Annotated in this window: 26 protein-coding genes, 1 pseudogene and 1 other annotated feature; of the genes and pseudogenes, 23 read left to right on the top strand and 4 right to left on the bottom strand. The window is 42.5% G+C overall.

The window, feature by feature from the left end; all coding sequences use genetic code 11:
* Positions 1-105: 105 nt before the first annotated feature.
* A pseudogene (locus GKC25_RS12555) lies at positions 106-253 on the top strand (methyl-accepting chemotaxis protein); the annotation flags it as partial.
* Positions 254-309: 56 nt separating this feature from the next.
* Here GKC25_RS12555 and GKC25_RS12550 read toward each other — a convergent pair.
* The gene (locus GKC25_RS12550) at positions 310-1,089 is read right to left on the bottom strand and encodes an HAD family hydrolase (RefSeq protein ID WP_034661814.1); all 780 of its coding nucleotides are present in this window, start codon (positions 1,087-1,089) and stop codon (positions 310-312) included.
* A 175-nt stretch (positions 1,090-1,264) separates the two neighbouring features.
* Here GKC25_RS12550 and GKC25_RS12545 point away from each other — a divergent pair, with 175 nt between their 5' ends.
* The 8 genes from GKC25_RS12545 (at position 1,265) to GKC25_RS12510 (ending at position 6,840) form a co-directional block, all read left to right on the top strand.
* Positions 1,265-3,022 (top strand): sensor histidine kinase, encoded by a 1,758-nt coding sequence (locus GKC25_RS12545; protein WP_095285555.1) that lies wholly within the window; start codon positions 1,265-1,267, stop codon positions 3,020-3,022.
* Positions 3,019-3,756: a LytR/AlgR family response regulator transcription factor gene (locus tag GKC25_RS12540; protein WP_095285554.1), complete on the top strand. Its 738-nt coding sequence runs from the start codon at positions 3,019-3,021 to the stop codon at positions 3,754-3,756. The genes GKC25_RS12545 and GKC25_RS12540 overlap by 4 nt, the downstream gene beginning before the upstream one ends.
* 137 nt (positions 3,757-3,893) lie before the next feature.
* The gene (lrgA, locus tag GKC25_RS12535) at positions 3,894-4,337 is read left to right on the top strand and encodes an antiholin-like murein hydrolase modulator LrgA (protein WP_034661806.1); all 444 of its coding nucleotides are present in this window, start codon (positions 3,894-3,896) and stop codon (positions 4,335-4,337) included.
* Positions 4,338-4,351: 14 nt separating this feature from the next.
* On the top strand, positions 4,352-5,047 hold the full coding sequence (lrgB, locus tag GKC25_RS12530; protein WP_170938410.1) for an antiholin-like protein LrgB: 696 nt from the start codon (positions 4,352-4,354) through the stop codon (positions 5,045-5,047).
* Between the two features lie 128 nt (positions 5,048-5,175).
* Positions 5,176-5,307 (top strand) — a sequence feature (ribosomal protein L20 leader region).
* 71 nt (positions 5,308-5,378) lie between these two features.
* On the top strand, positions 5,379-5,894 hold the full coding sequence (gene infC / locus GKC25_RS12525) for a translation initiation factor IF-3 (RefSeq protein WP_024425720.1): 516 nt from the start codon (positions 5,379-5,381) through the stop codon (positions 5,892-5,894).
* Positions 5,895-5,918: 24 nt separating this feature from the next.
* The gene (gene rpmI, locus GKC25_RS12520; RefSeq protein WP_003216324.1) at positions 5,919-6,119 is read left to right on the top strand and encodes a 50S ribosomal protein L35; all 201 of its coding nucleotides are present in this window, start codon (positions 5,919-5,921) and stop codon (positions 6,117-6,119) included.
* Positions 6,120-6,150: 31 nt separating this feature from the next.
* Positions 6,151-6,510, top strand: coding sequence for a 50S ribosomal protein L20 (gene rplT, locus GKC25_RS12515; RefSeq protein ID WP_003216409.1), 360 nt, complete (start codon positions 6,151-6,153; stop codon positions 6,508-6,510).
* A gap of 63 nt (positions 6,511-6,573) precedes the next feature.
* Positions 6,574-6,840: a DUF1294 domain-containing protein gene (locus tag GKC25_RS12510; protein ID WP_034661803.1), complete on the top strand. Its 267-nt coding sequence runs from the start codon at positions 6,574-6,576 to the stop codon at positions 6,838-6,840.
* A 17-nt stretch (positions 6,841-6,857) separates the two neighbouring features.
* Here the strand turns inward: GKC25_RS12510 and GKC25_RS12505 are convergent, their stop codons facing one another.
* Positions 6,858-7,262, bottom strand: coding sequence for a hypothetical protein (locus GKC25_RS12505; protein WP_003216690.1), 405 nt, complete (start codon positions 7,260-7,262; stop codon positions 6,858-6,860).
* A 181-nt stretch (positions 7,263-7,443) separates the two neighbouring features.
* On the opposite strand from GKC25_RS12505, the gene GKC25_RS12500 reads away from it, so the two are divergent.
* Both GKC25_RS12500 and cstA read left to right on the top strand, forming a co-directional pair.
* A complete protein-coding gene (locus tag GKC25_RS12500) occupies positions 7,444-8,532 on the top strand; it encodes a M42 family metallopeptidase (protein WP_034661800.1) in 1,089 nt (362 codons plus the stop codon).
* 350 nt (positions 8,533-8,882) lie between these two features.
* Positions 8,883-10,679, top strand: coding sequence for a carbon starvation protein CstA (cstA, locus tag GKC25_RS12495; RefSeq protein WP_034661799.1), 1,797 nt, complete (start codon positions 8,883-8,885; stop codon positions 10,677-10,679).
* A gap of 41 nt (positions 10,680-10,720) precedes the next feature.
* On the opposite strand, the gene sspI is transcribed toward cstA, so the two are convergent.
* Complete coding sequence (sspI, locus tag GKC25_RS12490; RefSeq protein ID WP_003216243.1) at positions 10,721-10,942, bottom strand: small acid-soluble spore protein SspI; 222 nt, start codon at positions 10,940-10,942, stop codon at positions 10,721-10,723.
* 113 nt (positions 10,943-11,055) lie between these two features.
* Here sspI and GKC25_RS12485 point away from each other — a divergent pair, with 113 nt between their 5' ends.
* From GKC25_RS12485 to pheT, 3 genes are all read left to right on the top strand, one after another.
* Positions 11,056-11,799, top strand: a complete 744-nt coding sequence (locus GKC25_RS12485; RefSeq protein ID WP_095285553.1) for a TrmH family RNA methyltransferase — start codon at positions 11,056-11,058, stop codon at positions 11,797-11,799.
* A 376-nt stretch (positions 11,800-12,175) separates the two neighbouring features.
* Complete coding sequence (gene pheS, locus GKC25_RS12480; RefSeq protein ID WP_187704006.1) at positions 12,176-13,210, top strand: phenylalanine--tRNA ligase subunit alpha; 1,035 nt, start codon at positions 12,176-12,178, stop codon at positions 13,208-13,210.
* 15 nt (positions 13,211-13,225) lie between these two features.
* A complete protein-coding gene (gene pheT, locus GKC25_RS12475; protein ID WP_187704005.1) occupies positions 13,226-15,640 on the top strand; it encodes a phenylalanine--tRNA ligase subunit beta in 2,415 nt (804 codons plus the stop codon).
* Between the two features lie 39 nt (positions 15,641-15,679).
* Here pheT and rnhC read toward each other — a convergent pair whose 3' ends face one another.
* A complete protein-coding gene (gene rnhC / locus GKC25_RS12470) occupies positions 15,680-16,558 on the bottom strand; it encodes a ribonuclease HIII (RefSeq protein ID WP_045210067.1) in 879 nt (292 codons plus the stop codon).
* A gap of 179 nt (positions 16,559-16,737) precedes the next feature.
* Here rnhC and zapA point away from each other — a divergent pair, with 179 nt between their 5' ends.
* The 9 genes from zapA (at position 16,738) to GKC25_RS12425 (ending at position 26,161) form a co-directional block, all read left to right on the top strand.
* Complete coding sequence (gene zapA / locus GKC25_RS12465) at positions 16,738-16,995, top strand: cell division protein ZapA (protein ID WP_012010831.1); 258 nt, start codon at positions 16,738-16,740, stop codon at positions 16,993-16,995.
* A 7-nt stretch (positions 16,996-17,002) separates the two neighbouring features.
* Positions 17,003-17,536 (top strand): CvpA family protein, encoded by a 534-nt coding sequence (locus GKC25_RS12460; RefSeq protein ID WP_034661786.1) that lies wholly within the window; start codon positions 17,003-17,005, stop codon positions 17,534-17,536.
* Positions 17,537-17,650: 114 nt separating this feature from the next.
* Positions 17,651-19,363: a DNA polymerase/3'-5' exonuclease PolX gene (polX, locus tag GKC25_RS12455; protein WP_066030574.1), complete on the top strand. Its 1,713-nt coding sequence runs from the start codon at positions 17,651-17,653 to the stop codon at positions 19,361-19,363.
* Positions 19,364-19,384: 21 nt separating this feature from the next.
* On the top strand, positions 19,385-21,742 hold the full coding sequence (locus GKC25_RS12450) for an endonuclease MutS2 (RefSeq protein ID WP_342689974.1): 2,358 nt from the start codon (positions 19,385-19,387) through the stop codon (positions 21,740-21,742).
* Positions 21,743-21,756: 14 nt separating this feature from the next.
* Entirely contained in the window at positions 21,757-22,161 is a 405-nt protein-coding gene (locus tag GKC25_RS12445; RefSeq protein WP_007501637.1) for a DUF350 domain-containing protein, read from the top strand.
* Between the two features lie 162 nt (positions 22,162-22,323).
* On the top strand, positions 22,324-22,779 hold the full coding sequence (locus GKC25_RS12440; RefSeq protein WP_106038051.1) for an immunity 63 family protein: 456 nt from the start codon (positions 22,324-22,326) through the stop codon (positions 22,777-22,779).
* 101 nt (positions 22,780-22,880) lie between these two features.
* Complete coding sequence (locus GKC25_RS12435) at positions 22,881-24,602, top strand: AMP-binding protein (RefSeq protein WP_034661779.1); 1,722 nt, start codon at positions 22,881-22,883, stop codon at positions 24,600-24,602.
* A 168-nt stretch (positions 24,603-24,770) separates the two neighbouring features.
* Positions 24,771-25,355: a TetR/AcrR family transcriptional regulator gene (locus tag GKC25_RS12430; protein WP_003216590.1), complete on the top strand. Its 585-nt coding sequence runs from the start codon at positions 24,771-24,773 to the stop codon at positions 25,353-25,355.
* Between the two features lie 26 nt (positions 25,356-25,381).
* Positions 25,382-26,161, top strand: coding sequence for an enoyl-CoA hydratase (locus tag GKC25_RS12425; RefSeq protein WP_034661776.1), 780 nt, complete (start codon positions 25,382-25,384; stop codon positions 26,159-26,161).
* The last annotated feature ends 7 nt before the right edge of the window (positions 26,162-26,168 follow it).

Genomic DNA, 26,168 nt, shown 5'->3' with positions numbered 1-26,168 from the left:
GTCAGTGATCTTTCTCTTGAGATCATTGGCTTTTTCTTATGGGGAAAAATTTCCCACTGGTGATCCAGTTTCTTGAATGATACGTTTGGAAAGTACGAAAGTATGGTCAGCAGCGGAACGAGCCGGGCCAAGACAACGGTGTTTACAAATCGCGATCTTGTAAAGCAGGCAAGCGAGGAATTTATGAATGTAGTTAGGAGAAGCAGCCCGCAGCTTAGACAAGCAAGCGCAAAGTCTAGCCGCCATTGTGTAGTTTGAAAACACAAAAACACCCAAACTCGTCAGGAGAAGGGTGTTTTCTCTTTTGTTCTATTTTAATATATCAAACAATTCATGTAAGTCTTTGATTTCATAATCTGGCGTTACATCTGTTTCATTTTTCTTGCCATGTCGATTGATCCAAACGGTTTGAATACCAACGCGAGATGCCCCAAGAATATCTGTTTTTGGATTGTCTCCAACCATGATCACATCGTCTTTTGTTAGATTTAACAGCTGAAGGCAGTGCTCAAAGATGCCAGGGTCAGGTTTGCCTTTCCCGTAATCTCCTGAAATCACAATTTCATTAAAATAAGGTGCAAGCTCAGGAACACCTGCCAGTTTTTCCTTTTGAAGACTAGGATCTCCGTTTGTTAAAAGGAGCAATTCATAGCTGCCTTTCAGGCGGTCTAAAACAGGGTACGTTTCTTCATAGACAAATGGACGTTTTCTCCGCTCGGCTGCAAAGAAATCAGCCAAATATTGTCCAAATGCCTCATCGTCAATTCCTGCTTCTTTTAAGCCATTTGTCCAAGCGTTCTTGCGATACTCTGGTGCAAGGGCATTCAGCTTTTGAAAGCCTTCGCTAATCGGTTCACTAAAATTTGACCACAGTCCTTCGAAAGGATTAATTCCGATCATGACAGTATAATCATATGTTTCATAGGAAGAGTACAGCTTTCTTGCTTCTTCACGTACAATCTGTTCAAATGTTGCTGGATTCAGTCCATATTTCTTTTCCGCTTCGCGGCATGTTTCCTGAAAAGTTGTGTGAATGCTTTTTTCATCCCAAAGCAAAGTATCATCTAAATCGAAAAATACGGCTTTCATGATCTTCTCCCTTGTTATGTATGTGTTACCTTCAATTGCAAGTGACGGCTCATGTTCATTTTACAATAGAAGATGAGGGCAATAAAGAAAAGATTTGAGAGATAATTGAACATTGACCGCACATGATAGAATAGAAAGACAGTAAATAATACATACATCAATTGAGGTGGCCGGTTTGCTTCATTTAATTATTATGATGATCGAGCGTGTGGGGATCATCGTTATTTTAGGGTTTGTGCTTGCCCATGTGAAGGGCTTTCGCAATCTATTGCTTCATAATGAAGGGTTTCGAAAAAAGGCGGTCCTTGTCTTTATTTTTGCTTCTTTTAGTATTATCAGCAATTACACAGGAATTGAAATCCAGCAGCAGATGGTCATGAATCATGAGTTTTCCTATCATCTTGGCTCATCAAGCTCGATCGCCAATACGAGAATCATGGGGATCGAAATGGGCGGATTGATAGGAGGGCCGTTTGTTGGCATTGGTGCAGGGCTTTTAGCTGGAATTCATCGCTATTCACTCGGAGGGAGCACGGCACTCAGCTGTGCGATTTCTTCGATTTTAGCCGGTGTGATTGCAGGCTATGTCGGCAGCAGATTTAAACGGAAGAATCGAATGGTGACACCTCGCCAAGCCGCACTTTTTGGTGTGGCAATGGAATCCTTGCAGATGATTATTATCCTTCTATTTGCAAGGCCATTGGCTGATGCTTGGGGGCTTGTGAGTATCATTGCCTTGCCGATGATTTTTGTGAATGGAATTGGCAGCTTTATCTTTTTATCGATTTTACAGTCAGTCATTCGGCAAGAAGAGCAGGCAAAGGCGATGCAGACACACCGTGTATTTTCGATCGCCGATCAAACGCTGCCTTTTTTCCGGCAAGGCTTAAATGAACAGTCCTGTAAAAGTGTGGCGGAGATCATTCATCGACTAACAGAAACAGATGCGGTTTCCTTAACAGATACAGAAAAGATTTTAGCTCATGTCGGAGACGGGACGGATCATCATATTCCATCGAAAAGCCTGATTACAGGACTGTCGAAACAAGTATTGTTGAGCGGCAAAATTATGAAGGCGCATTCGAAAGACGAAATCAATTGTTCAGTCACTCATTGCCCGCTTCAAGCAGCGATTGTGCTGCCCCTCACCTCCAATGGTCAAACGATCGGAACGTTAAAAATGTATTTCAATTCTCCGGTCGGATTAAGCAGGGTGGAAGAGGAGCTTGCAGAAGGCTTGGCGATGCTGTTCTCCACACAGCTTGAACTTGGAGAGGCAGAAACCCAAAGCCGCCTGCTAAAAGATGCAGAGATCAAAGCGCTTCAAGCGCAAGTGAATCCGCACTTTTTATTTAACGCCATTAATACCATCTCTGTTTTGTGCAGAACGAATGTAGAGATGGCAAGGAAGCTGCTGCTGCAGCTGAGTATTTATTTCCGGTCTAATTTGCAAGGCGCCCGCCAGCTGCTGATTCCGCTGCATAAAGAAATTCAGCATGTAGAAGCATATTTGTCGCTTGAACAAGCGAGGTTTCCAAATAAATACCATGTGGCCTTTCAAATTGAAAAGGAGCTGGAGCAGGTGATGATTCCTCCATTTGTGCTTCAGGTGCTTGTTGAAAACGCAGTGAGACACGCTTTTCCTAAACATCAAACGAGTTGTGAAGTCGTCGTTTCTGCTTTGATGAAAGATGGGCATGTTTATATGAAAGTGACGGATAATGGACAAGGAATCGAGAATGACAAGATGGCTCAGCTATTAAAAGCGCCTGTTGAATCCAAAGAAGGAACAGGTACGGCTCTTTTTAATTTAGATCAGCGGTTAAGAGGGATTTTTGGCAGACAAGCCGCTCTAGCCATTCATAGCGGCCAAGGCACTGACATCTCATTTCGCATTCCAATGGACTATGTAAAAAAGGATGATTTTCGTTGATAAACGTATTAATCGTAGATGATGAAGTGTTAGCAAGAGACGAATTAAAATATTTATTACGCAGAACGAAAGAGGATGTTCAAATAGAGGAAGCAGAAAATATAGAATCTGCTTTTGACCGGATGGTGGATCATAAGCCGGACCTGCTCTTTTTAGACATTGATTTATCAGGTGAAAATGGATTTGATATTGCCAAAAGGCTCAACCGGATGTCTGATCCACCAGCGATCGTATTTGCGACAGCCTTTGATCAATATGCGCTGAAGGCGTTTGAGGTAAGTGCGCTTGATTACTTAACGAAACCATTTGATGAAGAGCGGCTTTTGCAAACGATCCAAAAGTTTAAAAAGTGGAAATCTGTTGAGATGCATGACCATCAGCTGTCAGATGAGAAAATACCCCATCAGCAAAAATTAGCCATCTCAGTCGATGACTCAATTGTCATCCTGCAAGTTGAAGAGATCATGTATGTAGGGCTCAGTGAGGGGAAAAAGGTCGTGAAAACAAAGGATCACATGTATGAGGTCACAGAACCGCTTGTGGTCATTGAAAAGAAACTGCCTGAGGCTTACTTTATGAGGGTTCATCGAAGCTATATCGTGAACACCTCTCATATGAAAGAAGTACAGCCATGGTTTAATTCGACGTATAACCTGCATATGACAGACGGGTCGATCATTCCTGTCAGCCGTACATATGCCAAAGAACTTAAGAAGTCGCTCCTGCTAGAGTAGGACGGCTTTTTTTGTTTGTATTTCAATACTCGTTTTCTGCATTTCATTCATTGAATCCGGCGAGTTTGATTGTAAACGCTTCATTCGTTTATTTCATGCCGTATACTGAGGGCAGTCGAAGAAAGAGGTGAAGGGGCATGAGTGCCACTAAAGTATATGGATTTCTATCTCAAGCATTTATCTTTGCAACCGTAATGTTCGTTTCTAATCTCATTTCAATGTATTTACCAATTCCGATGCCCGCATCTGTGATTGGTCTGGTTCTATTATTTGTTTTGCTGACAACGAAAATCGTCAAACTGGAGCAGGTGGAGCAATTAGGTACATCATTGACAGGGCTCATTAGCTTTCTATTTGTTCCCTCTGGTATCTCGGTTATTCAATCACTAGGTGTCATGCAAGAAGTAGGTGTGCAAGTTGTCGGTGTCATTATCATTGCAACCATTATGTTACTTGCAGCGACAGGGCTATTCACGCAGCTTCTCATGCAATTATCAGAAAAACCACAGAAACGTAAAGAGACAAAGGAGAGCAAATCGACTCCTTCTCATTCAAATAAACCAGCTTCAAGTACGCATTAAAGGAGGTATGCAGGATGGGTACAAGTACGATGAGTCCTTATTTTGGTATAGTCGTCTCATTAGTCGCCTTTGGAATCGGTACATTCTTATTTAAAAAATCAAAAGGCTTCTTCTTATTCACACCACTTTTTGTGGCGATGGTGTTAGGCATTTTATTTTTAAAAATTGGCGGTTTTTCCTATGCAGATTATAATGAGGGCGGCAAGATTATCAAGTTTTTCTTAGAGCCTGCGACCATTGCTTTCGCCATTCCGCTTTATAAGCAGCGCGCATTGCTTAAAAAATATTGGTGGCAGATTTTATCCGCTATTTTTGTAGGGTCACTTTGTTCCATTACGATCGTGTATGTCGTAGCAAAAGGGATTCATCTTGATATGGCTGTGATGAAAAGTATGCTTCCGCAAGCAGCGACGACAGCGATTGCTCTTCCGATTGCAAAGGATATTGGCGGAATCGCAGATATCACAGCCTTTGCGGTCATATTTAATGCAGTCATTGTGTATGCACTAGGTGCTTTCTTCTTAAAATGGTTTCGAATTAAAAATCCAGTGGCAAAAGGGCTTGCACTCGGTACATCAGGACATGCGCTTGGCGTCTCTGTTGGGATTGAGATGGGAGAAGTGGAAGCGGCCATGGCAAGTATCGCCGTTGTGGTCGTAGGAGTTGTGACCGTCATTGTCATCCCAATCTTTATGCAATTCATACTTTGATGGTGTCATTGTTTGAAAAAGCCTTGCCCAATTCGTTTTATCGTGCTAAAATGAAAAAGTTGTTTCAAGAGTTCGGTTACTTGACGGACAAATGAAAATTGTGTAGAATAATTAACGAATTGAATAGATATCACAAGCAGAAGCACCCGCTTCTCACCTGATTGACACGTGTTTGTAGTTGACAGGTTGACCGTACATTTATTTTTTCATGCAAATGTTCGCAGTGTGGGTGTTTTATATGCCCACACTTTTTGTTTGCCTGTAAAACATACAACGAAATGGTCAAAATGAATTGTGAACTCAATTCAAAATCTCATGGAGGTGGCTCACTATTAGCAAAGATCAATTAGTTAATGAAGGTATTCGTGCGCGTGAAGTTCGTTTGATCGGACAAAATGGCGATCAGCTGGGGATTAAAACCCGCCAGGAAGCTCTGGAAATTGCTGCGAAAGCCAATCTTGACCTTGTGTTAGTTGCTGCAAATGCAAAACCACCTGTTTGCCGAATCATGGACTACGGTAAGTTCCGATTCGAACAGCAGAAGAAGGAAAAAGAGGCACGTAAGAATCAAAAAATCATTAGCTTAAAAGAAGTTCGGTTGAGCCCGACAATCGATGAACATGATTTTAACACGAAGCTCCGTAATGCAATCAAATTCCTTGAAAAGGGAGATAAAGTGAAAGCTTCTATCCGCTTTAAAGGCCGTGCGATTACGCATAAAGAAATCGGACAGCGCGTGTTAGACCGTTTCTCTGAAGCTTGCGCTGAAGTAGCAACAGTAGAAACAAAACCTAAGATGGACGGACGCAGCATGTTCCTCATGCTTGCACCAAAAGTCGAAAAGTAAAGTAACAGAGGGAGGAAACATCCAATGCCAAAAATGAAAACTCACCGCGGATCTGCTAAACGTTTCAAAAAAACAGGTTCTGGTAAACTTAAACGTTCTCATGCGTACACAAGTCACTTGTTCGCTAACAAATCTACAAAGCAAAAACGTAAATTGCGTAAGAGCGCAATCGTAAGTGCTGGAGATTTCAAACGTATCAAACAACAACTTGCAAACATCAAGTAATTTGGAATAGGAATCATAGGAGGGAATTACAATGCCAAGAGTAAAAGGCGGAACTGTGTCGCGTCAGCGTCGTAAAAAGGTTCTTAAATTAGCAAAAGGTTATTTCGGTTCAAAACATAGATTATACAAAGTAGCAAACCAACAGGTGATGAAATCTGGAAACTACGCTTTCCGTGACCGTCGTCAGAAAAAACGTGACTTCCGTAAACTATGGATCACTCGTATCAATGCTGCAGCTCGTATGAACGGTCTTTCTTACAGCCGTTTAATGCATGGCCTAAAGCTTTCTGGTATCGAAGTAAACCGCAAAATGCTTGCTGACCTTGCTGTGAATGACCTAAGTGCATTCAATCAGCTTGCTGATGCTGCAAAAGCACAACTAGACAAGTAAGTCATATAAAAGATCATTCCGTCGAGGGGTGATCTTTTTTGCTCATCATGTGAGGTGAAATGAATGAATATCGCGCTGATTCTACTGCTGATCTTGGTAAATGGCTATGGTTTTTTTCTCATGGGAGAGGACAAGCGCCGGGCAAAAGCGCATAAATGGAGAATTTCAGAGGCGCACTTATGGAGTGCTGCCGTGCTTTTTGGGGCTGCTGGATCGTATCTAGGGATGCAGTATTTCCGTCATAAAACAAAGCATCCTGCCTTTCAAATGGGCATGCCGGTGTTAATCATGGTGCAGTTGATCATATTAGGATATATAAAGTTCATCTAAAAAAGGAGCAGACGCCATCAAGACGGCGTGTCTGCTCCTTTTTTTTGTTTGATTTTTTTAATGGGCTGATCCCAATCAATTTTTGTTTGAGGATAACGTTCGATAATGTTTTCCTCCAATTTTTCAAAGTCTTCTAATGTAAATTCACTTAGCTTCTCGGGTGACTCCGTCCAAACGTAAATGGAGTGGACAAACAGAGGATGATCCTTAGAAGGAACATGCTTCTCCCCTTCAAACAAGACACCTTTATAGACGAAATTAAAATTTTTGCGCGCATTTTGCTGTTCGTCCATAAAATAAAAGCCTTCTTTTAATTGTGCTTGTTTCAGCTTTCTTCTCGGATTTGAGAAGAATTTTACCGCCATGTAGAAGATGTAGACAAGCAGTGCAACAAGAGCAAGTCTAATGAGGATTACAAACATGACAGGATGCACCTCCAATATACCGTTATCTGATGTACTACGAATGAAAAGCCCAAAAGGTTTCAACTTTTTTTAAAAAAATATTTCGTTAAACGAAAAAATATTCATAAAAAGATCGTATTGAACGAAAGAGGTTTTGTATAATAAGAATGCACCATGAAGATAAAGGAGGATAAATGGAATGACAAAGCTAGATCAAACATTAACTATGCTGAAAGACCTAACGGATGCAAAAGGGATTCCAGGAAATGAACGTGATGTCAAAAAAGTCATGCAGACATACATAGAATCATATGCAGATGAAGTCTCTAGTGACCGCCTTGGCAGCTTAATCGCTAAGAAGGAAGGAAACGCAAACGGACCTAAAATTATGCTCGCTGGTCACTTAGATGAAGTAGGATTCATGGTGACAAAAATTGATGACAAAGGCTACATTCGCTTCCAAACAGTCGGCGGCTGGTGGTCACAGGTCATGCTCGCGCAGCGTGTCACCATTGTAACGAAAAAGGGAGACATCACAGGTGTGATTGGCTCAAAGCCGCCGCACGTCTTGTCACCTGAAGCTCGAAAAAAATCGATTGAGATTACAGATATGTTTATTGATATTGGTGCATCAAGCAAAGAACAGGCAATGGAATGGGGCGTGCTGCCTGGAGATCAAATCGTTCCTTATTTTGAGTTTACAGTGATGAATGATGAAAAAATGCTCCTTGCAAAGGCATGGGACAACCGTATCGGCTGTGCAGTAGCGATTGATGTCATGAAGAACTTACACAATGCTCAGCATGAGAATATTGCTTACAGTGTTGCAACTGTACAAGAGGAGGTTGGCCTGCGTGGTGCAAAAACAGCAGCGGCTACGATCCAGCCTGATATTGGATTTGCCATTGATGTTGGTGTAGCAGGAGACACGCCAGGCATCACTGAAAAAGAAGCAACAAGCAAGCTTGGCAAAGGACCAACGATTGTTGTATTTGATGCTTCGATGGTATCCCATAAAGGGCTTCGGGATTTTGTTGTCCAAACAGCGGATGAATTGAACATTCCTTATCAATATGACTCAATGCCTGGCGGTGGGACAGATGCTGGCGGTATCCATTTAACAGGTCATGGCGTGCCATCACTATCTATCGGTATACCAAGCAGATATATTCATACCCATGCAGCGATGATTCACCGGGATGATTATGAAAATGCAGTGAAGCTTTTAACAGAAGTGATCAAAAGACTTGATCAAAAAACGGTTGAGCAGATCACGTACGGTTCTTAATAGGTAAGCCTTTCCTCAGTATAGGGGAAAGGCTTTTTTATTCCATTGAATTTCCCAGGAAATGAACGTTGTTTTTTGATTACGTCAAAAGAACTGTTTTTAACAGAAGAAGAAAAAATATTCTAGTGAATAAGGCACATGTGATCTGGCTTTTATTTTTGTAAGATGAAAGCAATAAAAAGGACAGAGCCTAAAGAACGCCCTGTCAAAAGAGAGTTTATGGAAGTAGGTGAAGCTAACTTAAGAATAAACATATTATTCTTATTTGTCAACTTGGTTTTAAAAGAAAGAAAAATCAATCAATTTATGTTATATTTGTAACAAATTGTTTGTGCGAAGGGGATGGTTAAATGAATGCGGTTACAATTGTCATAGGATCTATGTGTATTTTAGCGATTGCCTATCGTCTTTATGGCACATTTATGATGGTCAAGGTATTAAAGGTGACAGACGATCATCCTACACCGGCTCACACATTAGAGGACGGGAAAGATTATGTGCCAACCAATAAATGGGTCACATTTGGGCATCACTTTGCTGCGATTGCAGCGGCCGGTCCGTTAGTGGGTCCGATTTTAGCCGCACAATTTGGGTATTTACCGGGTCTCCTTTGGCTGTTAATTGGCGCAGTGATTGGCGGAGCTGTACATGATCTTGTCGTCTTATTTGCGTCGATGCGAAAAAAGGGGAAATCATTATCAGAGGTAGCAAAGGAAGAGCTAGGACCTGTAGCAGGATTTTGTACAGGGCTTGCGATGCTGTTTATCATTACGATCACAATGGCAGGGCTGTCTATGGTTGTGCTTCATGCATTAGAACGTAACCCTTGGGGAACATTTGCAGTCGGAATCACGATTCCAATTGCGATGGGGGTTGGTCTTTATTATAAAAAGACAGGCAATTTAAAACTTGCCACAACTGCGGGATTTATTTTGCTGATGGTTGGTGTATTCCTTGGGCCGAATATTCAAGGAACGGCACTTGGTGATCTTTTAACACTTGATACAAAAACGCTTGCTCTTGCCCTGCCGATCTATGCTTTTTTTGCTGCGGCATTGCCGGTTTGGCTGCTGCTCGCACCGAGGGACTATTTAAGCAGCTTTATGAAAATAGGTGTTTTTATCGCATTGATTGCCGGAATCTTTGTCGTCAATCCAACGATTCAATTCCCAGCCTTTACGGAGTTTGTGAATGGAGGAGGTCCTGTTTTAGCTGGTCCTGTCTGGCCTTTTATTTCGATTACGATTGCTTGCGGTGCCATATCTGGTTTCCACGCATTTGTTGGGTCAGGGACTACACCTAAGATGCTTGACCGCTGGAGCGATATGAAGCCTGTCGCGTTTGGTGCAATGCTAGTAGAATGTCTAGTTGGCATTATGGCGTTAATTGCCGCTACGGCTCTTCATCCAGGAGATTATTTTGCGATTAACAGTACGCCAGAAGTGTTCCGAACGCTCGGGGTGAGTGTCGAGAACCTTCCGCAGCTGAGTAAGGAAATTGGTCTTGATTTAGAAGGAAGAACGGGTGGAGCTGTGACACTAGCTGTAGGGATGGCGTATATCTTTACGGGAATTCCGTTCTTTAGTCATTTAGCGTCTTATTTTTTCCAATTCGTCATTATGTTTGAAGCTGTCTTTATTTTAACCGCTATTGATGCTGGAACGCGTGTGGCGCGATATTTGATTCAAGACTTCTTTGGCGAAGCATATAAACCGCTTAAACGAAATGACTGGGTACCTGGGTCGGTGTTTGCAAGTGCGCTTGCTTGTTTTATGTGGGGATACTTGCTTTACTCTGGAGACATCGGGTCTATTTGGGCATTGTTTGGTGTATCGAACCAGTTAATGGCATCAGTCGGCTTAATCATCGGAGCAACCGTTGTATTAAAAATTGCAGATAAAAGGCGGTATATGCTGACTTGTTTAATTCCACTTGCTTACTTATATGTGACAGTGAATTATGCAGGCTATTGGATGGTAGCAAATGTATATCTTAATCCTGAGGCATCAGGTTACAGCGTGCTGAATGCGGTGCTGTCAATTATCATGCTGATCTTAGGATTTGTGATCATTGTGTTTGCGATTAAAAAATGGGTCGAAATTTGGCGTGATCCAGCGCTTCGGATGGAAACACCGATCACTGGCTAAATGAAAAAGCCGGTTTGCTATGATAAGCAAACCGGCTTCTTTTATTGCTGCTGATGAGGCTTTAAGCCTTGCTCTAGTGTCTCGAGGATCTCGTTCTTCTCGTTTTCTGATGCTTCTTGCCATAGCACCTCGAACAACACGCCAAGGCCTGGCAGCATTTTTTCCTCGCCGCTTTGAATGGCATCTAAAATCGTATGTTCAAGCTGCTCTTGATTATGGCCAGTGATGTTTTGAATGACTGCGCCTCTTAAATTAAAATCCATTGCCCACACTCCTTTTTTGATGGTAATAGCCCTATTCTGTCTCAAAGACAGGTTTATTATGTAGTGTGCATGAGATATAATAAATTCATGATATTTAAAGGAGTTAAAATCACTTGAAATATATAGAATCAGCTAAAAACACAAACATTAAACAGTGGAAAAAGCTCCATGCGAAAAAAGAACGTACGAAAACGGGGCTGTTTCTCGTTGAGGGAATACACTTAGTCGAAGAAGCATTGAAGAGCGGAGTTGTGAAAGAATTAATGGTCACATCGCCTGATAAGCTTCCTTCTCATATCGATCCTGACATTGAACTTTATGAACTGAGCGAAGAAGCCTTTTCTGCCATGACCGAAACGGAAACGCCTCAGCACATCGCGGCGGTTTGTACAGTTCCTGTATTTGAAGAAAAGAAGTATGAACGACTTCTTCTGTTAGATGCAGTACAGGATCCAGGAAATTTAGGCACACTCATTCGGACAGCAGATGCCGCTGGTCTTGATGCTGTGATCTTAGGTGATGGAACAGTCGATGCGTTTAACGGAAAAACGCTCCGTTCAGCACAAGGATCGCATTTCCACCTGCCAATTTTAAAGCAAACCCTTCAGCAGGCAATACAAGCATGTAAGGAGCAAGGCATACCTGTATACGGAAGCGCCTTGAAAAATGCGAAAGCGTATAGAAGCGTAACGGCAGAAGGTCCTTTTGCATTAATTGTTGGCAATGAAGGAGCAGGTATTGACCAAGAGATTCTGCAAATGACAGACCAGAATTTATATGTGCCGATGTATGGTCAGGCAGAATCATTAAATGTGGCTGTTGCAGCGGCAGTTCTCGTCTATCATTTGCGTGGATAGTGTTGCAACATGCGCTTATTTTCACTATAATGAAAATAATATTTTAAAAACCATGATAGAGGAAGATTGTTTCAAGAAGCGGCCTTAAAGGGAGAATGCATCGTAGACTGAAAGTGCATTTAAGGAATGCTGAAACAGGAATTCACCTCTGGAGTTGTCACCGGGACCGCAAGCTTTGCGTAAAGGTGAACCGGATTCGTTTGATTCCGTTATGTCAATGAAGCTTATTCGCACATGCATTTGTGCTCAACAAGGGTGGTACCGCGACCACAACTCGTCCCTTCTTTTTTAGAGGGACGGGTTTTTTTATTGTCTTCAAACGATCAAACAGCCGTTTATCCAGGCGGTTTTGTATATCAAAAGGAGGATTACACTCATGCAAGAAACGTTAAAACAGCTTGAAACAGAGGCGATAGCGAAGGTTGAAGCAGCTAGCTCGCTCAAAGAAGTTAATGATATTCGTGTTCAATATTTAGGGAAAAAAGGCCCGATCACAGAGGTGCTTCGTGGAATGGGCAAGCTCTCCGCAGAAGAAAGACCGAAAATGGGCGCACTCGCAAACGAAGTAAGAGAGCAGATTGCTGGTGCTATTGCTGAAAAAAATGAGCAGCTGGAAAAAGAAGAAGTGAAGAAGAAACTTGCGTCTCAAACGATCGATGTTACATTGCCAGCAAGTCCAATCAAAATGGGGGCAAGACATCCATTAACGATTGTTGTGGAAGATATTGAAGATTTATTTATTGGTATGGGCTATACCGTTGAGGAAGGTCCTGAGGTGGAAACGGATTATTATAACTTTGAAGCGCTGAATCTTCCAAAGGAGCATCCAGCACGTGATATGCAGGACAGCTTCTATATTACCGAGGATACACTGATGAGAACACAAACGTCACCAGTTCAAGCACGTACACTCGAAAAATATAAAGGACAAGGTCCTGTGAAGATCATCTGCCCTGGGAAAGTATATAGACGAGACAGTGATGACGCAACTCATTCACATCAATTCATGCAGATTGAAGGGCTTGTTGTCGATCACAATATTAGCATGAGTGATCTAAAAGGAACGCTTGAGATAGTCGCAAGAAAAATGTTTGGTGAAGATCGTGAAATTAGACTGCGTCCAAGCTTTTTCCCATTCACAGAACCATCTGTCGAAGTGGATGTGTCTTGCTTTAAATGCGGCGGAAAGGGCTGTTCAGTATGTAAAGGAACAGGCTGGATTGAGATTTTAGGAGCAGGGATGGTTCATCCAAATGTCCTGAGAATGAGCGGATTTGATCCAGAAACTTACCAAGGCTTTGCTTTTGGAATGGGTGTTGAACGTATTGCGATGCTAAAATACGGCATTGATGATATTCGCCATTTCTACACAAATGATATTAGATTCACAAAGCAATTCAAGCAGGACTAAGAGGAGGAAATCAACATGTTTGTTTCATATAAATGGTTAGAAGACTATGTCGATTTAGAAGGCATTCAGCCGGATGAATTAGCAGAAAAGATCACAAGAAGCGGAATTGAAGTGGAAGCCGTTGAATATAAAGGAGAAGGCATCAAAGGGGTTGTCGTTGGACATGTCATTGAGCGTGAACAGCACCCAAATGCGGATAAATTAAACAAATGTCTTGTTGATATCGGCGAAGACGCTCCAGTGCAAATTATTTGCGGGGCTCCGAATGTGGATAAAGGACAATATGTGGCCGTCGCAACGGTTGGCGCAGTCCTTCCAGGGAACTTTAAAATTAAAAAAGCAAAGCTGCGTGGCGAAGAGTCTCATGGCATGATTTGTTCTCTGCAAGAATTAGGCGTAGAAAGCAAACTCGTACCAAAGGAATATGCAGAAGGCATTTTTGTTTTCCCAAATGACGTCAAACCCGGAGATGATGCTCTTCAGGCACTTCAATTAGACGATGCGGTACTTGAGCTTGGTTTAACACCAAACCGTGCGGATGCCCTGAATATGCTCGGTGTGGCCTATGAGGTTGCAGCCATTTTAGGGAGAGACATCAAACTTCCTGATACAGCACATGACACCTCTTCAGAAAAAGCAGCAGACTATATCTCTGTGAAAATTGAGGATCAAGAAGCAAATCCACTTTATGCAGCGAAGATCATTAAAAATGTAAAGGTTGGACCAGCACCGCTTTGGATTCAAACAAGATTGATGAATGCAGGCATTCGACCAATTAACAACGTCGTCGATATTACAAACTTTGTACTGCTTGAATACGGTCAGCCGCTTCATGCATTTGATTATGACCGCTTTGGTTCAAAGCAGGTGGTCGTACGTAAAGCGTCTGATAGCGAAATCATTCAAACACTGGATGAACAAGAACGTACATTGTCATCAAAGCATCTAGTGATCACTAATGGGACGAAAGCGCACGCTGTAGCAGGCGTCATGGGCGGTCTTGAATCTGAGGTGCGTGATGAGACGACAACGATTCTTTTAGAAGCGGCATATTTCAACGGTCAAACGGTCCGTCAAGCATCTAGAGACTTAGGGCTTCGCAGTGAATCAAGCACACGATTTGAAAAAGGACTTGACCCGCAGCGTACAAAACCTGCAGCCGAAAGAGCAGCGCAATTGATCAGTCTCTATGCAGGTGGTGAAGTGCTAAGCGGGACTGTGGAGGAAAACCACCTTGAAGCAAGTATGAATGTCATCCACGTATCAACTGAGCGTGTGAATAAGGTGCTTGGCATGAGCATTTCAAAAGAAGATATGATGCAAATTTTCAACAAACTTGGTTTTACAGTGGGCGAATCAAATGACGTTCTTGTCGTAACGGTTCCTTCTCGTAGAATGGATATCACGATTGAAGAAGACCTCATTGAAGAAGTTGCCAGATTATACGGCTATGATAATATTCCGTCTACACTGCCTGCGACAGCTGGTACAGTTGGCGGTCTCACGCCGTACCAAGTGAAGCGCAGGAAGGTCAGACGTTTCTTAGAAGGCGCAGGTCTTTCTCAAGCGATCACGTATTCATTGACAAATCAGCATAAGTCTACAGCTTTTGCACTGAATCCAGCTTATAAAACGAGACTTTCCCTGCCAATGAGTGAAGAACGAAGTGTGCTCAGACAAAGTCTACTGCCAAACTTACTTGATTCTGTTGCATATAACTTGGCAAGACAAGCTGATTCCTTTGGCTTTTATGAAACGGGTTCTGTGTTCTTAGCAGAAGCTGAAGGAGAAAAACCAGTGGAAAAAGAGCATGTCGCTGGTGCGCTGACAGGCTTATGGCATAAAAATCTTTGGCAGGGCGAGAAAAAAGCCGTCGATTTTTATGTAGCAAAAGGAATTGCAGAAGGTCTATTTGAAAAGCTTGGTGTATCAGACCAAATCACATATGTTCAAGCAGAGCGTGAGGATCTTCATCCAGGTCGTACAGCAGAAGTTCATTTAAATGGAAAAGTCATTGGGTTTGTTGCTGCACTGCATCCAGTCATTGAAAAAGAATTAGATTTAAAAGAAACATATGTCTTCGAGTTTGATTTAACAGATGTGATGACGTCTGAATCGAAGGATATGAAATATACAGCGATTCCGAGATTCCCTGCTGTGACAAGAGATATTGCACTTGTTGTAGATCAGCATATCTCAAGCGGACAGCTGGAGCGGGTCATCTATGAGGCAGGCGGGGATTTATTGACAGACCTATCCGTCTTTGATGTGTATGAGGGTGAACATATGGAAGAAGGCAAAAAATCCGTTGCATTCTCTCTCCAATATTTAAATCCGGAGCAAACATTGACAGAGGAAGAAGTGACGGCTGTTCATACAAAAGTATTGAAAGCATTAGAAGATACGTATCAAGCCGTCTTGCGCGGTTAAAGAAAAAAGAGCTATGGCCTTATGGGCCTTAGCTCTTTTTTATAACCATTTTTTCGCTTTTTGTGTGTTGGCAAAATGCAGCTTTGTAAATTGACGTAAAGCATCTTCGCCGTGCAGCTTGATGAGCTTCGCTGCCGCCTTGTCCACATGAGGACCGGCTCCTTTTGGAATGTCAAAGCCTGCTGCTTTTGACAACTTATCCATTTCAATTAAAAAGGCGTACCTTGCAATAATGGAAGCCGCAGCAACTGACAAATGAATGCCTTCTGCTTTTGTGCTAAAGTACGTCCGCTCCCGAATGATTTTTTTCCCTGCAAGATGCTTGAAATAAATGCCCGGTTCTGCAAATTGGTCAATCAAAATGGCTTCGGGCTGCTTCCCGTCTAGTTTTTCTAGCACAGAGGTAATGACTTGGTTATGAAGCAGCGCCTTCATTTTTCCTTGACTCATGCCCTTTTCCTGCATCGCATTGTACTTTTCATTTCGGAGCACGAGAAGGCTGAACGGAATGGTTTTGATGAGATCTTTGGCAATATTGATAATCTGCGGGTCCTTTAGACCTTTTGAGTCTTTTACGCCAAGCTCTTTCATGAGAGCAAGCTGGCTGGCATCAACATAGGCGGCACAGACCGTCATCGGTCCAAAATAATCACCTGTTCCTACTTCATCTGAACCGATGACGGACATAGAAGCAATTCCTGACGGCGGACTGTATTTTGTGACAGCAGGTGCTTTTTGACTTTTCGTATCAGCTGCTTTTAAATGGCTGAATTGACTGGCTTCAGCTTCTGCCTTTTGTCCTTGAAACAGCACTTTTCCAGATCGATAGGCTGTAATCGTACAGCCAGGAACCTTTGCTTGAAAAAGGGCGCCTGGTGGTAAAGTATCAGTTAAGTGGTGCGCATACGCGCTCTTCATCTTTTTAAGGTCTTCTGATGTTGCTTTTAAGACGGATTGGGGCACAGTGGTTAACTCCTTTTTACCTTGATATCATTGATTTCTAAAGTGTACCATAACAGGGAAGGGCTCGTCTTTCCATTCAATGTCTAAACATGTTATGATAGAGACTAGGATTCTCGTGGAATGGAGGAGAAACGTTGTCTGACGGCGGTAAAACGAAAACAACAGTTGAGATTTACGGACAGTCCTATACGATCATCGGTCAAGAAACGAAGATGCATATGCGACACGTTGCTTCAATTGTTGATGATAAAATGAGAGAAATAAATGAAAAAAATCCATACCTTGATATAAACAAATTAGCTGTACTGACAGCAGTCAATGTCGTCCACGACTACTTGAAATTAAAAGAGCAATACGAAAAACTAGAGATTCAGCTTAAAGAAAAGGAATGAAATTACCGTGATCGATATCATCATTTTGTTTTTGCTTCTTATGGGAACGCTTGTCGGTCTAAAACGTGGGTTTATTCTTCAATTGATTAAATTGATCAGCTTTGTTGTTTCTATCTTAGTGGCTTCCATGTTTTATCAGTCACTTGCACCACAGCTTACGTGGATTCCAGCGCCTAATTTTAGCGGCGGTCAAGCGCAGCTCGCTTTCTTTAGTGGGAATCTAGAAACAGCTTATTATAATACCATTGCGTTTATCATTCTGTTTATCTTGACCAAAATCCTGCTCGCCATCATTGGCGGATTGCTCACAACCATTGCGAGTATACCTGTGATTAAGCAGGTCAACAAACTGCTTGGCGGTGTTTTAGGATTTCTTGAAACCTATCTATTTGTGTTTATTCTCTTGTTTGTCGCTGCATTACTTCCAGTCGATGCACTGCAAACAATGATGAGCAAATCCATATTAGCAGATGTGATCGTAGGCAACACCCCTTATCTGTCCAGTCTTGTCAAAGACTTATGGACGACGTATGGAGTTTAAAAACTTCTCCTATCTTGGAGAAGTTTTTTCTCATTCCATGACAGAAAGTTGTAGGATGAAGGAAAAGTTTGTATATTTATAAAGGAAGATGCCAAAGCGGCTGGAGGATGAGAGATGAATAAAAAAGATATTATCAAACTTCTTGAAACAATTGCAGTATATATGGAGCTGAAAGGAGATAATCCTTTTAAGATTTCTGCCTTTCGTAAAGCAGCAGCGGCACTGGAACAAGATGACCGCAGCCTTTCTCAAATAGATGATCTATTAGCATTACCCGGCATTGGTAAAGGAACCTTTGCTGTGATCACTGAGTATATCGAAAAAGGACAATCAGAAACACTGGAACAATTAAAAAAGGAAGTGCCTGAAGGACTTGTCCCGCTCTTAAAATTACCAGGACTTGGCGGGAAGAAGATCGCTAAGCTTTACCAAGAGCTTGGCGTCCACGATGCACAGTCGCTAAGAGAAGCATGCGAAGCGGAAAAGGTACAAGCACTTGCTGGCTTTGGCAAAAAAACAGAAGAAAAGATTCTCGCGGCTCTTGAGGAAGCGGGAAAGCAGCCGGAACGACTGCCAATTGGCTTTGCATTAGATGTGGCAGAGCGGATTGATCATGCGCTTGAAGAGACGAAAGGTATCATCCGTTTTTCAAGAGCTGGCAGTTTAAGACGTGCACGTGAAACTGTGAAAGATTTAGATTATATCATTGCGACAGATGATCCTGAGCAAGTAAGAGAGCAGCTCGTTGCACTTGATGATGTGAAAGATGTCATCGCAAGCGGTGATACGAAGGTATCTGTCATTCTTGCCCTTGATTTTGAGATCAGTGTGGACTTCCGGCTTGTGACATCAGACCAATTCGCGACTACGCTGCACCATTTCACTGGCTCAAAAGATCACAATATTCGAATGCGTCAGCTTGCGAAGGAACGCGGAGAGCGCATTAGCGAATATGGTGTGGAAACGATTGAAACTGGAGAAGTGAAAACGTTTGAAGACGAGAGCGCTTTTTATGCGCATTTTCAACTTCCGCTCATTCCGCCAGAAATTCGTGAAACCGGAGCGGAGATTGATACGTATAAAGAAAGTATGCAGTTTGTAGAACTGAAAGATATCAAAGGCGACCTTCATATGCACTCGACATGGAGTGACGGAGCATTCTCTATTCGTGAAATGGCGGAAGCATGTATCGCAAAAGGCTATGAATACATGGCCATTACAGACCACTCGCAATATTTAAAAGTAGCCAACGGTTTAACAAAAGAACGTTTGCGTCTGCAAGCTAAAGAAATTGACAAGCTTAATCAGGAATTCGAGCATTTTCACATTTTCAAAGGGGTCGAAATGGATATCCTGCCGGATGGATCGTTAGATTATGATGATGACTTTTTAAAAGACATGGATTTTGTCATTGCGTCTATTCATTCTAGCTTCTCTCAGCCGGAGGAAGTCATTATGGAACGCCTTGAAAATGCCTTGCGAAATCAGCATGTCGATTTAATTGCACATCCAACAGGCCGTTTGATCGGCAGACGGGATGGCTATGCCCTAAATATAGATCAGCTCATAGAGCTTGCGAAGAAAACGGGCACTGCACTTGAGCTCAACAGTAATCCGTCAAGACTTGATTTGAAAACAGAGCATTTAATGAAAGCAAATGAAGCGGGTGTGAACATCATGATCAATACAGATGCGCACAACATCGCCATGCTGGAACATATGGAAGTCGGTGTAACAGCTGCAAGAAAAGGCTGGACACCAAAAGCAAATGTCGTGAATACTTTTACTCTAAACGAGATCAAAAAGTTTTTAACGCGTGACAGGTAGTCGTTAGGAGGCTGGACCATGCTGCAACAAAAAGTGTTAGCATCATTAGAATTTCATAAAGTAAAAGAAAAAGTGATGTCCTATACCGCATCCACATTAGGAAAAGAAAGAGCGCAGGATTTAACACCTCTGACGGATATAGAAACCATTCAGCATTTGCTGGAAGAGGTAGCAGAAGCACAAGATGTGATTCGCTTAAAGGGGTCTGCGCCATTTGGCGGGTTAACGGATATTAGACGCGCAGTGAAACGGGCAGAAATCGGCAGTACATTAAGCCCATCTGAGCTGATGGAAATCGCAGGACTATTATATGCGGTGAAAAATATGAAGCACTTTCTCACGTCCATGTATGAAGATGGAGTAGACATACCGCGCCTTCATACATATGCTGAGACGCTGATATTACTGCCTGAAATCAGAAAAGAAATCGAAAGCTGTATTGGTGATAATGGAGAAGTGCTTGATCATGCAACCCCTGCACTTCGTTCATTGCGCATTCAATTACGCTCACTAGAATCAAAGGTTCGTGATAAATTAGAATCGATGATTCGTTCACAATCGGCTTCGAAAATGCTGTCAGACACAATTGTCACCATTCGTAATGATCGGTTTGTTATTCCGGTGAAACAAGAGTACCGCTCGAATTACGGCGGAATTGTTCATGACCAATCATCATCTGGGGCAACACTTTTTATTGAGCCGCAAGTGGTCGTGGATGTAAATAACACCTTGCAGCAAACCCGTTTAAAAGAGAAGCAAGAGGTTGAAAAGATCCTCCAAATGCTGACAGAGAGCGTGTCAGAGCACATTGGGGAACTGCTTCACAATGTAAAGGAGCTGCAGACGCTAGATTTTATTTTTGCTAAAGCTAAATATGCAAAGGCAGAAAAAGCCACAAAGCCTGCTGTGAATGATCAAGGAGAGATCTATTTAAAACGAGCAAGACATCCTCTATTGCCTCGGGATCAAGTTGTCGCAAATGATATTGAGCTCGGCAAAGATTTTTCAACGATCGTGATCACTGGACCAAATACAGGGGGGAAGACAGTTACTTTAAAAACGCTGGGTCTTCTGACGCTGATGACACAGGCGGGCCTCCATATTCCAGTTGAAGAAGGCTCTGAAGTGGCTGTGTTCGACCAAGTCTTTGCTGATATTGGAGACGAACAGTCCATTGAACAAAGCTTGAGTACGTTCTCATCTCATATGGTCAATATTGTAGATATCTTAAAGCATTTGACATCTAACTCACTCGTGTTATTTGATGAATTAGGGGCAGGAACAGACCCAGCTGAAGGTGCGGCACTTGCGATGAGCATTTTAGATGAAGTGCATCAAACTAATGCACGCGTCATCGCAACGACTCATTATCCCGAGCTGAAGGCATATGGGTATAACCGGGAAGGCGTCACGAATGCAAGCGTGGAGTTTGACATTGAAACTTTATCACCAGCGTACCGCCTGCTCATCGGTGTGCCTGGACGAAGTAACGCATTTGAAATTTCCAAACGTCTTGGTTTGCCTGACCACCTCATAGACCGGGCAAAAGCAGATATGCATGCAGAGCATAATGAAGTAGACCAAATGATTGCGTCATTAGAAGATAGCAAGAAACAAGCAGAAGAAGAACTGCATGAGACAGAAGTCTATAGAAAAGAAGCAGAAAAGCTTCATAAAGAATTGCAAAGACAAATTCTTGAATGGAATGAGCAAAAGGACAAACTGCTTGAAGAAGCTGAACATAAAGCGAAAGAGAAAATTGAACAAGCATCAAAAGAAGCAGAAGATATCATTCAAGAGCTCCGTTCGATAAAAAGTGAACACCGCTCATTCAAAGAGCATGAACTCATCGATGCGAGAAAGCGTCTTGAAGAAGCGGTACCTGAGTTTGACCGGAAGAAAAAGCCAGAGCCAGCGAAAAAAGCAGTAAGACAGCTGAAGTCAGGCGACGAAGTCAAAGTGCTCACCTTCGGGCAAAAAGGAACGCTGCTTGAACAAACAGGTGACAAAGAATGGAGTGTCCAAATGGGCATTCTGAAAATGAAAGTAAAAGAAAAAGACATGGAATTTATCAAATCAGCACCTGAATTTAAGCAAGAAAAAGCCATCACGGCAGTCAAAGGGAAAGATTATCATGTCTCGCTTGAGCTCGATTTAAGAGGAGAGCGTTATGAAAATGCCTTAAGCAGAGTCGAAAAATATTTAGATGATGCTGTATTAGCTGGTTATCCGCGCGTGTCGATTATTCATGGAAAAGGAACTGGCGCCCTCAGAAAAGGGGTTCAGGAATTACTGAAACAGCACCGAAGTGTGAAAAATGCTCGTTTTGGCGAACAAGGTGAGGGAGGATCAGGCGTCACCATCGTCGAATTAAAGTAAAAAGGAGAAAACGCATGAAAGCCTTTTGGGAAAATGAACTTGTGGAAATTGCCGCCTATTACAGCGTGGCCGTCCTATGTCTCGTCTTATTTCTAACCATTTTTGAACTCGTCACCTCCTATAAAAACTGGGAAGAGATCCAGCGGGGGAACTTAGCTGTTGCTATGGCAACAGGCGGGAAGATCTTTGGGATTGCGAATGTGTTTCAGCATTCCATCGCACAGCACAATTCCCTTCTTCAAATGGTTGGATGGGGCGTATACGGCTTTGTGATGCTGCTTGTCAGCTATTTCATTTTTGAATTTTTAACACCGCGATTTAAAGTAGACAAAGAGATTGAAAATGATAATAGAGCGGTCGGGTTTATTTCACTCATCATTTCAGTTGGGCTGTCTTACGTAGTAGCAGCCGGCATTTAAGGAGACGACATGGAAAAGCTAGCAAAAGTATTAATCGTAGTTGCCTGCACTTTTGCGGTCATTGGTGCCGTTTATCTGTTCCTGTGAAATGAAGAAAACAACGTTAGAGAGCTGTCAGGGAACCCCTTGGCAGCTTTTATCTCATCAAAGGCGGCGAATGATATGAAGCACATTCTGCAAAAAGGCGAACTAATCAAGCGCATTGATACTTGTCTTCAAATGACATCCCTTCCAAGAGACATATACGAACCGTATATTGCACGTCCATTTCAAACGTCAGGATTTTTTGATGATTTGAGTCCCTATATTCAGATCGATTCGAGTGGTTATATCCTCATTCAATATGAACGAGGGATGAAAATGCTGCATAAAAGAACAAAAGTGGCGGATGAAGTTATTTACTGGATTTTAGAAGACACCATTTTTCTCACGGTTTACATTGACATGATGAGGAAGCATCAAGTCGACAACATCCAGACGCATTTACCGAATGACCCTAGTATCCATCAACAGATCGTGGAAAGAGTCAACAAGTCATTTCGTGCAATCGGCGGTTTATATGAACAGTGGCATCATGAAGGAAAAAGAGCCTCTATAGAAACACCGGCGAAAAAGTAAAAGTGTGCAATTGAACCAAGCTCTATTAGAAAAAAGCAAACTGTCCTAAGGAAAAGTTTGCTATAATAAAATAGTACGAAAGTTCAGGAAGGAGGGTTTTTATGCAGTCAGATAAACGTTGGCTTCTGCATTACCCGAATCAAATTCCCCACGAACTCACCATCCCAAATGAAACATTACAATCTTACTTATTCAGTTCCGCAGAGGCTGCACCTGAGCATACAGCCATTCATTTTCTAGGAAAGAACATCACCTATGAACAGCTGCAAAAAGACGTATTGAAACTAGCCAGTCATCTGATGAAAATTGGCGTAAAAAAAGGCGACAGAGTAGCGATCATGCTGCCGAACTGCCCTCAATCGGTCATTTCTTATTATGCTGTTTTAATAGCAGGCGGCATCGTTGTTCAAACAAACCCGCTTTATACGGAGAAAGAACTGGAATATCAAATGGAGGACAGCGGCGCCAAAGTGCTGATCACGCTAGATCTGTTGTATCCAAAGGCTTATAAAATGAAAGCGCTGACAAGTATAGAACACTTAATCATTACCAAACTACAAGATTATTTACCATTCCCGAAAAACATACTGTTTCCTATTGTGCAAAGAAGAAAAAATAAAATGGTCATCCAAGTGGAGAAAAATGACACCATTCATCACTTCTCGCAGATCACGAAAGAATCGGCAGGTGAACAGCAAATTCCCGCACTTGCCTTTGAGCCGAAAGAGGATGTCGCTGTTTTGCAATATACAGGCGGAACGACCGGTTTACCAAAAGGGGTCATGCTCACACATGAAAATATTTTAGCGAATACTGAAATGTGCGCTTCCTGGATGTACAAAACGACCAGGGGGAAAGAACGCATCCTTGGCATCATTCCGTTTTTTCATGTATACGGAATGACGACCGTCTTAAACCTTGCTGTCAAAGAAGGGCATCAATTGATTCTTCTTCCACGCTTTGATGTCGCAGATACCCTCAAAACCATTGAAAAACAGAAACCGACGCTATTTCCAGGCGCACCAACAATGTATATCGCCTTGCTGCATCATCCGAACATTGAAAAGTATGACCTGTCGTCCATCACTGCATGTCTAAGCGGCTCAGCGGCACTTCCTGTAGAAGTCAAACAAAGCTTTGAAAAATTAACAGGAGGACGCTTAGTGGAAGGGTATGGTCTTTCAGAAACCTCACCCGTCACCCATGCTAACTTTTTATGGGGAGCGAACAAAACAGGCAGCATTGGCTGTCCGTGGCCTAATACAGATGCCGGTATTTATTGCGAGGAAACTGGAGGCCTCAAAGAACCATATGAGCATGGAGAAATCATTGTCAAAGGGCCGCAGATCATGAAGGGATACTGGAATCAGCCAGACGAGACAGCGGCTGTATTACGAGATGGCTGGTTTTTCACCGGAGATATAGGGTATATGGATGAGGACGGTTTTTTCTATATCGTCGACCGGAAAAAAGATGTCATCATTGCGAGCGGATATAATATTTACCCAAGAGAGGTCGAAGAAGCCCTTTATGAGCATGAGCTTGTACAAGAAGTCGTCGTCGCAGGTATTCCAGATCCGTACAGAGGAGAAACAGTGAAAGCATTTATTGTGCCGAAAAAGGATGCCTACTTAACAGAGGACGAACTTGATCGCTTTGTCAGGACGAGAATTGCCTCATTTAAAGTACCACGCGTGTATGAATTTAAAGAATCACTGCCTAAAACAGCCGTCGGGAAGATTTTGCGCAGAGTATTAATTGAAGAAGAAAAAAGAAAGCACGCTTCTTCATCTGAAACGCCTGCCGATCAACCGAAAACATAACGGTCTGCATCATCCGGTCCACCGGCCGGATGATTTGAATGTTGACCGCCTGCTCTGTTATGCTAAAGGTGGAAAAGAAAGAAGAAGATCACTTGACAAATCGCCCGTTTCTTTTTAACATAAAGTTATGAATGAATACTCATTCAATTTAGAAAGGGACGAAGCACATTGAAGCAGAAAAGACCGAAGTACATGCAAATTATTGATGCAGCAGTTGTGGTGATTGCAGAGAACGGCTATCATCAATCACAAGTTTCAAAGATTGCGAAACAAGCAGGGGTAGCAGACGGAACCATTTATCTTTATTTCAAAAATAAAGAGGATATTTTGATCTCATTGTTCAAAGAAAAAATGGGACAATTCATCGAACGAATGGAAACAGATATTCAAAAGAAACCGTCGGCGAAAGAAAAGCTTTTACTGCTGATTGAGGAGCATTTTCGTATGCTTGCGCAAAATCATCATTTGGCTCTTGTGACACAGCTTGAACTTAGGCAGTCAAACCTTGAGCTGCGGCAAAAAATCAATGAGGTGCTGAAAGGGTATTTAAATATGCTCGAGTCGATTTTAGCAGAAGGAAAGAAAACAGGAGAATTCAGACAAAATCTAGATGTCCGCTTAGCGAGACAAATGGTATTTGGGACGATTGATGAAACCGCGACAACATGGGTCATGAATGATCAAAAGTATGATCTTCCTGCACTCGCAGAAAACGTACGTGATCTACTCTTAAACGGAATTCATCAATCTTAAAGACAATGTGAAAAAGGATGATTGACATGGAAAAGATACTTAGCTTACATCATGAAAGGCAAACAGCGCTCATCACGATTCAGCATCCACCAGCAAACGCCTTATCTTCTCAACTTCTCACCGAGCTTAATGACATGTTTGATCAGCTCGAACAGAATGAAGAAGTAAGAGCCATTGTGATCCACGGGGAAGGAAGATTTTTCTCAGCAGGTGCTGATATTAAGGAATTTACGACGTTACAGGAAGAGTCTGACTATTCAAGCCTTGCAGACAGAGGGCAGCAGGTCTTTGAACGGATTGAGCAATGTCCAAAACCAGTCATTGCCTCGATTCACGGAGCTGCATTAGGCGGGGGCCTTGAGCTTGCAATGTCTTGTGATATCCGAATCGCAACAAAAGATGCGAAGCTTGGACTGCCGGAACTAAACCTCGGCATCATTCCAGGATTCGGCGGCACGCAGCGCCTGCCGCGCTATGTTGGTTCGGCTAAAGCTCTGGAAATGATGGGTACAGCTGAACCGATTACAGGTGAAGAAGCATTCGCCTGCGGACTTGTTTCAAAGCTGGCAGAAACAGAGGAAGAGGCGCTTGAAGAAGCCAAAACACTTGCGGCAAAATTTGCAACGAAAAGCCCAAAATCACTCGAGTATGTGCTGGATTTATTGAACGCAACAAAATTGTATTCATATGATGGCGGAATGAAGCTGGAAGCCAAAAAGTTCGGTGAAATTTTCCAATCGAATGACGCCAAAGAAGGCATCCAAGCCTTTATCGAAAAGCGCAAACCGAACTTTAAAGGGGAATAAGGGATTC

The organism is Bacillus pumilus (assembly GCF_038738535.1).
GTDB lineage: Bacteria > Bacillota > Bacilli > Bacillales > Bacillaceae > Bacillus.
Note: the sequence above shows the minus strand (reverse complement) of the source record. Positions and strands in the feature narration are given on the sequence as shown.